Annotated in this window: 1 pseudogene; it reads left to right on the forward strand. The window is 62.1% G+C overall.

Annotated features, from left to right (window positions below):
* Positions 1–227 (forward strand): annotated as a pseudogene (locus tag AC3A6J_RS28085) (IS5/IS1182 family transposase); the annotation flags it as partial.

Here is a 227-nt window from a genome sequence, read left to right on the forward strand (position 1 = left end):
GAGCACATTGCAGCGCTGGACGCCCAGGGCATCACCAGCTACGTGGCGCCCAACCGTGCCGTGAACAACAAAGGCGACGGCAGTCTGTACGAGCGCAGCGCCTTCACCTACGAAGCGGCCAGCGACAGTTTTACTTGCCCTGCAGGCAAACAACTCAGACGCAAGCAACTCTCGCGCACGGACAAGATGGTGATCTACGCCGCCCAGCCCAGCGACTGTGCCCAGTG

Source organism: Variovorax sp. Soil_C_39, assembly GCF_057656815.1.